Genomic DNA, 9346 nt, shown 5'->3' with positions numbered 1-9346 from the left:
GCAGTTCTAGCTGCATATCCATGAAAATGCACCTCGCAAATTGGTATTTTTGGTTGATTCGTTACTTCCATTTTACCATTTTTCGCTAAGGTGCATTTTTATTTTTTTTCGGATTTTATGGCTTTTTGAACAAGCTCTTATATTTGTTTGCGATGCTCGCACTAAGCGGCAATTTTAAAATTTGGTTTCCTGAGGGCCAGGAAGAGGAACACTAGTTGCTGACGTTATTGAAATACTCTTATGCTCATGAAAAATTGCATAAGAAAGCACCCATCCGTTTGGTATAGTTGATTTGTTGAGAATCAAACATACCATACAGAAGAGGTGTCCTTTATATGAAATCTAATCATGACCAAACTAAGCAAAGCCTAGAAAAAGCCGGCTTCCACCATGGTAAATGGAACCGGCTAAATGTTTGTCAGTACGAAGACTTGTTTGTTGGGTTCTTTTAAACAGGACTTATTTGTTATCCACTTATTGTTTTCACCATTCGGTACAATGAAAATGCAGGTTTATTGATTTCTCCTGTTATATGTTAACCGATCTTTTGATATAGTTTAATCGCAAGTTTATTCTCCTTTTTAACCGTTAAAGAGCATTTGGAAAATCCTTGTAAAGACGTTTGCGCTTCGGCAAATTGAAGAAGCTGGCTCCCTACCCCTAACCCTCTACTTTCTGGCAATGTGGCGATGGTTCCGACATGAAACTAGTCATCTTCCCCCTCTTTCATCGTGGTGATGAAATAGAGTAATTTTAGGTTTCGAATATTATAATGAGCATTTTGCAAAATTAGATTTTTGGGATAAAAGTATAAAAAATAAAGCACTCGACAAATAGCTACCAGCATGTTATTTTACAAAATATTACAATAATCTTGTTTTCGGGCATACCTACAGAATTTTTCACATTGAATTTTTTTAAGCGGCTTTCTTCCCTTTATTTTCCTTTGCCATCGCTAGCGCTGAAACAAGTAATACAATAGCGTTCAGGTAAATATGGGTCTTTACTTTTTCAATTCCCCATACATGTAGGGAGTTCGCCGTAAGGTAGCTTTTCATTCTTGAATTACAGCGTTCTACACTTGTCCTCTCGTTGTAAAGCTCTTTCCAACGTTTTGTATCACGGTGCGGATTGGAATATCGGCGCACATCCTTTTTGATGTCGACTTTTACCACCATTCCATAGTTGGAAGATGAACAGGCTGCCATTCCTAATGGGCAATCCACTTTGCCGGTTGCGTGAGGACATCTGAACTTGAGCTGGTCCTTATCAGCTCCCCAATAAGTCATTTCATAACCCATGGAACAACGCGGAGTTCCATTGGAAGAAATCCCTTCAGGAGGCTCTTTTTCGTTGCGCAAATTGAGCGGGATAATGGCTTGCGCTCCAATGTTTTTGGCTGATTCATAGTTTTTTAGTTGGTCATATCCGCCATCCATGATCAGAAATTCAATTTTGGATTTGGTACGCTCTGCCACTTGCTCTATTAATTCTGGTGCGACTTCTCCATCGTTCACATGGGCAGGGGTTACTTTTATGGCCATTGGCAGTTCGCTTGCGGTATCGACTGAAAGATGCATCTTATAGCCAAACCAGGTAATTTTATTGCCGAAGGAATCATATTTTGCGCCCCAATTGGCATTACCCGTTTGTTCACTACGCTTTTTGGGCTGTTTCTTTTCATAGGCATCAATGGCGGCACTGTCGATGGCCTGGTGGCTGCCGTCAATTATTCCTTCCTCCTGAGCTAACTGTACCAAGTCAAGGAAGATCTTTTCAGCCAGCTTTTTTTTGGTAAGTGCCGCAAAAACCCGGCTGAGAGTGGAGATAGACGGTGCGGGGCGATCAATCGATAAACCGCATTGATAACGGAAACGAAGGTCTTTATCCAATCGATGATGAAGGGCGGTAAAGGTGTCGATGCCTTCGAGTGGGGCAGCGATGAGAGCCCTTAGAATCCCTTCTCTGGAATGACCGTCAGCCCCTCGGGGTGAAGAACTTCTCAACTGTTTAGCATAAGGGCGTAAATCAAGCGAGCTAAAAAAGATAGGTAATTTCTCTTTTGACTCTAATTTTTGCAGTTCTTCAAAGGAAAATAGGCTTTCTTGTAGAATATACAAAGTGACTTCCTCCTTTTGAATTTTTGTGGTTTCGTCACTTCAAAAATTCTACATTTTAGGGGTGAAGTCCTTTTTTATGTCTTTGAAATCCTTATGGCTCTTGGGTCAAAAAATATGCAAAATGCTCATAATAAAAAAGCTGCAATTTACGATAAGAAAACAGCTGCTTAAAGGTCGGCCAGGCAAGCTGTTTTAAAACCTTAATTGGATAACATGTAATCATTCCTAACGTTTGTCTATCGATTTGCGCTTCAAAGGCGTACTGATGGCTAAAGCGGTTGTTTTTCGATTGCCATAACTTACGAAACGTTGCATCAATTATGTTCTTATTGTTAGAGCCTGCTAGTGGGTTAACCATATAATCTAGTGCCATTTGATTCAGGCTAGCTCCGAGCTGGGATTGTGGGTCTGCCTTTACGATTGAGATATGTGACATCATGGACACTCCTTTGTCTCGCTACTTATTTAATGATCAGAATGCTGTTGTTTTAGGATGTAAATGAAATCAAATTGTCCTCTGATTGTAGGATGATCAACTGTTACTTTGCTCTGAAACCGTGATAAAACGTACTTAACACAAGTGAAGCGGCAGAATTTTTAGCTATATGGCCTTCTTGCACTTGCTGCCATGTTAGGAAAAGTAACGAGTAAAGCACATTTAAGATCCATTCACTGTTAACCGATTGGATAAAAAATCCCTTTTTCTGTAGACGCTGAATAACGCAGCGAACAGGTGCTCTTAACTTTTCGTCCGCTTCTTCTAACTCTTTGTTATAATATACCGATGCATCATGCCCAAGAAAATACACTTTGTCACCTAGTGGGATTAATGCTTCAACCAGCTTAGAGATATAGTTTTCATCGTTTTCTTCATTCAGCGGAATGCCCTCAATAGTTTCACTTACTGCCTGTATGGCTCGGTAACCCAAATAAACCATTAGCTTTTCTCTGTTCTCAACATAGCGGTGGAGAGTGGCCACACCCACTCCTGCATATTCCGCAATCTCATTCATGGACGCGGTCGGCTTTTCAACTAAAACCTCGGTAGCGGCATCAAGAATCGCTTTGAAACGTGCTTCTTTCGTTGGTGCCTTCGAGCGACGATCCACCGTCGCCATTTCGAACGAATAAGCAAAGAAGCCGCCTTATGACGAAACGTTTAGTTGGGTAGTGCCACAGATCCGTATGATTCTCCGATTTTCTTACGCGCCTTTCCTTCACTCGTTTTGATACAGGTTAATGTTTAAAATGATGGAGCTGTGTAAAAAATTCTTCTAGAAAGGCATAAAATAATTCTTCTGTTGGCAAAAGCCCTCGTTCAGTCGGAGTGATCACACCAACGGTCCTTGTCACGTTCGGCTCAATCAGCGGAATTTTGACAGTTGAGCGAGGCGTGCTATCAACAAGAGTGACTTCCGGCATTAATGTGACTCCTAATCCTGCCGAAACTAAGCCTTTCAATGCATCGATATCATCCCCTTCAAAAGCGATGTTGGGATAGAACCCTAGATCGGAGCATGCATTGATGACAATATCTCTGAAAACAAACCCTTCTGGGAGCAAAACAAATGGATCATCCTTCAAATCTCGTAAATGGATTGCGTTGTTTTCAGCCAATGGATGATGCAACGGCAAGAGTGCAACAACCTGTTCAGTGAATAAGATTTTACGAGCAATTTTCTTTTCATCCATGGGAACCGGGCCAATAAGTGCCATATTATAGTCCCCTTTAATAACCCCATTGATCAGCTCATGATAAAGAGCTTGTTTCAGCTGAAACTTTGCCTCTGGATATCGTTTGCGGAATGCGTAAATAACCGTTGGCAATGTATATGCGGCAAGGCTGATCGGAAATGCGACACGAATTGTCCCCTTTTCCGGGTCTAGATACTCTTGAACTTCTCGTTTGGCATCATCAATGACATTCATGGCATGAGTGATTCGCTCTAAAAACATTTTACCGATGGGAGTCAATTTCACTCGACGTCCATCCCTAATAAACAGATCAACGCCTAATTCGTTTTCTAAGTTAAAGATCTGTCTGCTGACAGCAGATTGAGCTACATGTAGAGCGGCAGCCGCTTCGGTTACATGCTCTCGTTTTGCCACTTCCATGAAGTACGTTAATTGTCTGAATTCCATAGCATCACCTTCACATTCATCTAAAAAAGGCATTAAACTTATCAATTATTGATATTGATTAGATGATTTATTTAATTATAAAATACTTCCAAGCAGATATCTATTCTTGTTCACATGAATAAATCCTCATGACGTAAAAAGGATTCTGTTACGATGAGAGACTTTTTGAAAGATTGACATAAAGGAGTTAGGGAGGCCGTGGAATGACAACATTGGTAAGAGAGAAACAAACGTATGACGTTCAGTATTATGTACAGCACGTATACGAAACCGTGAAACGACGTAATCCGAATGAACATGAATTTCATCAAGCGGTTAAGGAAGTGTTTGATTCGTTACTACCTGTCCTTGTGAAGCATCCGCAATATGTTAAGCAAGCGATACTCGAAAGAATCGTAGAACCGGAAAGAGTTATTTCCTTTCGAGTCCCTTGGGTGGATGATCAAGGAAACGTCCAAGTGAATCGTGGGTTTCGTGTACAATTTAACAGTGCTCTCGGACCGTATAAAGGTGGTTTGCGGTTTCATCCTTCTGTTAATGCAAGCATCATTAAATTTCTCGGATTTGAGCAAATATTTAAAAACGCTTTAACAGGTCAACCAATTGGCGGTGGCAAAGGCGGCTCCGATTTTGACCCAAAAGGAAAGAGCGACGGTGAAATCATGCGTTTTTGCCAAAGCTTCATGTCAGAGCTTAGCAACTATATTGGACCGGATATAGATGTTCCTGCAGGAGATATCGGTGTGGGCGCCAAGGAAATTGGCTATATGTTCGGACAGTATAAAAAAATGCGTGGCGGCTTTGAGGCCGGAGTGCTGACTGGAAAAGGCATTGGCTACGGCGGAAGTCTTGCCAGAAAAGAAGCGACTGGCTACGGCACGGTGTATTTTGTAGAAGAAATGATCAAAGATCACGGCTTCAGCTTTGCTGGGAGTACGGTTGTTGTATCGGGATCGGGGAATGTCTCGATTTACGCCATGGAAAAAGCGATGCAGCTCGGTGCAAAAGTGGTAGCATGCAGCGATTCTGGAGGCTACGTCTACGACAAAAACGGCATCGATTTACAGACGGTCAAGCGTTTGAAAGAAGTCGAAAGAAAACGGATCAGCGAATACGTAAACGAACATCCCCATGCTCATTATGTTCAAGGTTGCTCAGGTATATGGTCTGTTCCGTGCGACATTGCCTTGCCTTGTGCAACACAAAATGAACTCGATGAAGCGGCTGCAACGATGTTAATCGCTAACGGTGTGAAAGCAGTCGGTGAAGGAGCCAATATGCCTTCCACACTTCAAGCTGTCCATACCTTTCAAGAGCATGGAGTACTGTTTGCGCCTGCGAAAGCGGCGAATGCAGGCGGTGTTTCCGTGTCTGCTTTGGAAATGGCACAAAACAGCACAAGATTAGCGTGGACTTTTGAGGAAGTGGATGCCAAGCTGTATGAGATAATGAAAAACATTTATCGCGAAAGTATAAAGGCGGCGGAGTTGTATGAGGCTTCTGGAAATCTTGTGGTCGGCGCCAACATTGCTGGATTCGTGAAAGTTGCAGATGCCATGATTTCCCACGGGGTCGTCTAGTGTTTGCATTGAGTTCCCTTATTTCATAGCTTTTTGATAGTATCCGTTTGAGAAAATCTAAGCATTACCATCAATGCTACAACCCACAGGCTTGTCGAGGGAAGTCTGTGGGTTGTTTCACCTGTATTTTTAGGTAGTTGAACTTAAGGAGAAGTCGGGCTACTGATTCCTCCGTTCAATAAGATTAATCCCTAGGCCCATGGCAATGATCCCAATCAGTAACATAGTGAGGAGTGCCATTATGACATCTGACAACTCAGCATGATAGAAAATGACAGACATCATTGCATCCATGGCATGAGCCATCGGAAAAAGGTCAGCGATAAACAACAATACTGGATTCGTAATTGTACCAGGCATCATATAGGCCCCACTAATCAGAGGAATTAGCGGGATTAACGATGGATAAATAGCGTAAAACTGCTCTGTTTTCGCGATCATTTTCTATTGCGAATGAGAAGCCTCTACCTTACGTACACCTTCGATCATCTTCACATTCTGAACAAAAGTTTCGTCAATCTTACTAAGTTCAACTTTAATCGTATCCTCCGTCGATAAAATGCTCAGTAGTTCCTCTTTCGTACCTGCTGCAATAATTTCCCCATGGTCCATAATGTACAATCGATCACAGAGCTGTTCGACTTCCTCCATCATAATGACTCGTGTATAAAACCGTTGTTCCTTCGTTTTCATTTAATGTTCGGACTGTTTCAAGAATATGATTTCTCGATTGCGGGTCGATACCAACCGTTGGTTTATCTAAAATAAGAATTTTCGGCTCGTGGAGCAGGGCTGCTGCAATGTTAATCCGGCGTTTCATTCCACCAGAAAAGGTTTTGACCAAATCCTTTTGACGGTCTTTTAATCCAACAATTTCTAATGCATGTTGAATCCTATTTTCAAGGTGTTTTCCTTTCATTTTATAAGTTGAACCGAAAAATTTAAGGTTTTCATAAGCTGAAAGTTCTTGGTAAAGGGCTAACTCCTGTGGCACCACGCCTAAAATTTTTCGAATGTCTCCTGGATGACTAATAATGTTTATACCATTAAGCTTAATTTCTCCACTTGTCGGTTTAATCAAAGTTGAGATCATAGAGATCGTCGTTGATTTCCCTGCCCCATTTGGGCCTAGCAAGCCAACGGATTCACCAGAGTTCAAATACATATTGACCTCTTGCACGGCTGGCTGTCCTTTAAAAGTTTTGCACAAATTGATCGTTTCAAGCATCCTTTTTTCCCCTTTCCCTCTGTTGTGTAATTGCATCTTAAAACAGAAAAACCAAAGCCGCTACTGACTCTGGTCACTCGAAGGTCTAACATCTATTACTTTTGTCACTTTTTCTTATCATCATACGAGTCGATGACGAATCGCATAGATCGCCAGTTGGGTTCGATCCCTTAAGGCTAGTTTATCTAAAATCTGACTCGTCTGATTTTTGACTGTTCCCACAGACAAGCCTAGCCGTTCGGCTACTTCCTTATTATTCAGACCTTCGCCAATACATTTTAAGATCGCAATTTCCCTCGGGGTTAAGGTAGGATCGATTGGGATGGCCTCTTCATGTTGTAGCAACACGGGCATCACTTTTGCTGCAACCTGATCCTCCAACGAGAGGCCGCCGTTCAGCGCACTTTTAATCGAACGAATGAGGGATTCTGTATCTCCATCTTTCAGCATACAGCCACTAACTCCTAGTTTTAGAGCTTCCATTACATATTGGTGATCATCAAAAGTGGTGAGCATGAGAATTTTCATCTCGGGAAAGCGTGAACGTAAAACCTTGGCCGCTTCAATTCCATCCATTTCAGGCATGCGAATATCCAAAACGGCGACATCGAAACGTTGGCTTTCACATAAACGGATCGCTTCTTTACCGTTCGTTGCTTCTCCCGTTACGAAAATATCCTCATCTGTCTCGATCATGACCTTCAAGCCTTGGCGAACCATTACTTGATCTTCCGCTAATAATACCTTGATCATATGATCCTCTCCGTTCAAATAATCGTATGCTCCCTGTTACGATAAATTGGCGTTCATTTTGAACGATATCCAGTGAACCGCCCACTTTTTCTAATCGTTCTCTCATCCCTTTCAATCCATAGCCCTCTTGAAAAAAAGGATTGGGAGGGGCCGCGTTTAGGACTTCAAAACGAAAAACGCTCCCGCCAGGCGATTCAAATAAGACTTGCGCTTCCCTTGTCGAGCTATGTTTCATAATATTCGTCAACGCTTCTTGAATCGCACGATAAATAGCAAAGGACTGTTCCCCAGTTAATGGTGCAGCAAACGCCCCATGCTTGACAGAGAAATGGATGTTCATAAAGCTCTCCATTTCTAACTTTCGGATTAAACGGATAACTCCTTGCAAGCCGCCTACTTCTTTGTGCTTAAAAGATTTGACCGCCCGTCTCGTTTCCTCTAGACTTCGTTCAGCTAGTACTTTCAAGCTTTCGATTGTTTCTTTATCTTGCTCTGCTGCTGTCAGACGGAAAGCCTCAAGTTGCATGACGAGTGCTGTAAGTTTATGACCGACTGAATCATGGATTTCATGACCGATCAACATCCGTTCATCCTGTCTTGCCTGCTCCTCTTCCGTTAAGAGTTGCCTTTTCATCTTTCGATATTCATCTAATAAAGCATCTTTCTTTTTCTCACTCTCGAGTCCGCGTCTATGTATGGATTGATGGTACAACATTGCAATCGCGACTAATAGATAAAAAAGCACGGAGAAAGTGAACGCGGAAGTCGGAAGGATCGCGTGTATCATGATCCATGCTGCGCTACCAAGCTGACCCATCACAACGAAGCTTTGCCAATGAGATAGGTAAAAAACTGCTTCCGCTATAATTAACCCATGTACGAGGAGAGCATAAAGGTTTAATCCATTGTCAGTAGGATAAAAAAAAGATGAGGGTAGTCAATGCTTGAATACTAAACAATGCTGCTTGGATCCATGGCTTTCGTTTAAAGAGGGGGAGGATAAATAAAATGATAAAAAACAGACAAATGCTCGCCAATTGACTATTGTGTATGCTTGGTTCTATATGTAAAAGAACAAATACCCATATAACAAAATGGACTGCAAGCCAAATAAAATACGATTTTCCCATGCCACAAAGCCTCCCACACACGTCGGAAGTAACAACAAACCTTTTTCTTATTATACTATGATATACAAAAAACAACCCCAGGATTTAAGAAACTTTAACCCTTGCACTGTCGACTTTACCATCTTACTTCAGAGAGACCAAGATTTTTTTCGATTCAGATACCGTTTCCCTTTTTTGATTAGGTAAAAAAAACGGAGATTTTATCTACATTCTATCAGGTACTGTCAATAAGTTTGTGTAACGGTCTTAGGGTACTCCTCGAATACGGTTTCTAGCTTATGACTGTCCCTCTGCAGAGGGACAGTCATAAGCTGCTCGTCGCTCCTTGATTATGGCCCGGAGTAGCGTTGCTTGAACATTTCTTGTAAAGCTTCGTAGGCCTCACCAAAACCA

At 41.9% G+C, this 9346-nt stretch carries 8 protein-coding genes and 3 pseudogenes; 1 reads left to right on the top strand and 10 read right to left on the bottom strand.

The annotated features are described in order from the left end of the window. Positions 1–466: 466 nt before the first annotated feature. The 5 genes and pseudogenes from E2L07_RS18940 to gltC form a co-directional block, all read right to left on the bottom strand. Positions 467–772 (bottom strand): annotated as a pseudogene (locus E2L07_RS18940) (GNAT family N-acetyltransferase); the annotation flags it as partial. 145 nt (positions 773–917) lie between these two features. Then, on the bottom strand, positions 918–2120 hold the full coding sequence (locus E2L07_RS18935) for a transposase (RefSeq protein WP_063210481.1): 1203 nt from the start codon (positions 2118–2120) through the stop codon (positions 918–920). 127 nt (positions 2121–2247) lie between these two features. Beyond that, a pseudogene (locus tag E2L07_RS18930) lies at positions 2248–2556 on the bottom strand (GNAT family N-acetyltransferase); the annotation flags it as partial. A 103-nt stretch (positions 2557–2659) separates the two neighbouring features. Next, entirely contained in the window at positions 2660–3229 is a 570-nt protein-coding gene (locus tag E2L07_RS18925; RefSeq protein ID WP_243855011.1) for a TetR/AcrR family transcriptional regulator, read from the bottom strand. A gap of 127 nt (positions 3230–3356) precedes the next feature. After that, positions 3357–4262: a glutamate biosynthesis transcriptional regulator GltC gene (gene gltC, locus E2L07_RS18920; RefSeq protein ID WP_010898259.1), complete on the bottom strand. Its 906-nt coding sequence runs from the start codon at positions 4260–4262 to the stop codon at positions 3357–3359. Between the two features lie 203 nt (positions 4263–4465). Between gltC and gdhA the strand changes: the two genes are divergently transcribed. Beyond that, complete coding sequence (gdhA, locus tag E2L07_RS18915) at positions 4466–5842, top strand: NADP-specific glutamate dehydrogenase (RefSeq protein WP_134230352.1); 1377 nt, start codon at positions 4466–4468, stop codon at positions 5840–5842. A gap of 159 nt (positions 5843–6001) precedes the next feature. Here gdhA and E2L07_RS18910 read toward each other — a convergent pair whose 3' ends face one another. The 5 genes and pseudogenes from E2L07_RS18910 to E2L07_RS21375 form a co-directional block, all read right to left on the bottom strand. Further along, positions 6002–6202 (bottom strand): hypothetical protein, encoded by a 201-nt coding sequence (locus tag E2L07_RS18910; RefSeq protein ID WP_243855010.1) that lies wholly within the window; start codon positions 6200–6202, stop codon positions 6002–6004. A gap of 96 nt (positions 6203–6298) precedes the next feature. After that, a pseudogene (locus tag E2L07_RS18905) lies at positions 6299–7070 on the bottom strand (ABC transporter ATP-binding protein); the annotation flags it as partial. A gap of 120 nt (positions 7071–7190) precedes the next feature. Further along, positions 7191–7823, bottom strand: a complete 633-nt coding sequence (locus E2L07_RS18900; protein ID WP_134230351.1) for a response regulator transcription factor — start codon at positions 7821–7823, stop codon at positions 7191–7193. After that, entirely contained in the window at positions 7750–8610 is an 861-nt protein-coding gene (locus E2L07_RS18895) for a sensor histidine kinase (protein WP_233443770.1), read from the bottom strand. Before E2L07_RS18895 ends, E2L07_RS18900 begins: the two co-directional genes overlap by 74 nt. A 121-nt stretch (positions 8611–8731) precedes the next feature. Next, on the bottom strand, positions 8732–8953 hold the full coding sequence (locus E2L07_RS21375) for a hypothetical protein (RefSeq protein WP_233443767.1): 222 nt from the start codon (positions 8951–8953) through the stop codon (positions 8732–8734). Positions 8954–9346 lie beyond the last annotated feature (393 nt).

The organism is Halalkalibacterium halodurans, assembly GCF_004376175.1.
Classification (GTDB): domain Bacteria; phylum Bacillota; class Bacilli; order Bacillales; family Bacillaceae_D; genus Halalkalibacterium; species Halalkalibacterium halodurans.
The sequence above is the reverse complement of the archived record's forward strand: the minus strand, read 5'-3'. Positions and strand labels throughout refer to the sequence as shown.

Coding starts and splice junctions, on each gene's coding strand:
- gltC (WP_010898259.1), bottom strand. CDS start 4,262: ATGGAATTCAGACAATTAACGTACTTCATGGAAGTGGCAAAACGAGAG.
- E2L07_RS18900 (WP_134230351.1), bottom strand. CDS start 7,823: ATGATCAAGGTATTATTAGCGGAAGATCAAGTAATGGTTCGCCAAGGC.
- E2L07_RS18910 (WP_243855010.1), bottom strand. CDS start 6,202: ATGCCTGGTACAATTACGAATCCAGTATTGTTGTTTATCGCTGACCTT.
- E2L07_RS18895 (WP_233443770.1), bottom strand. CDS start 8,610: ATGATACACGCGATCCTTCCGACTTCCGCGTTCACTTTCTCCGTGCTT.
- E2L07_RS21375 (WP_233443767.1), bottom strand. CDS start 8,953: ATGGGAAAATCGTATTTTATTTGGCTTGCAGTCCATTTTGTTATATGG.
- gdhA (WP_134230352.1), top strand. CDS start 4,466: ATGACAACATTGGTAAGAGAGAAACAAACGTATGACGTTCAGTATTAT.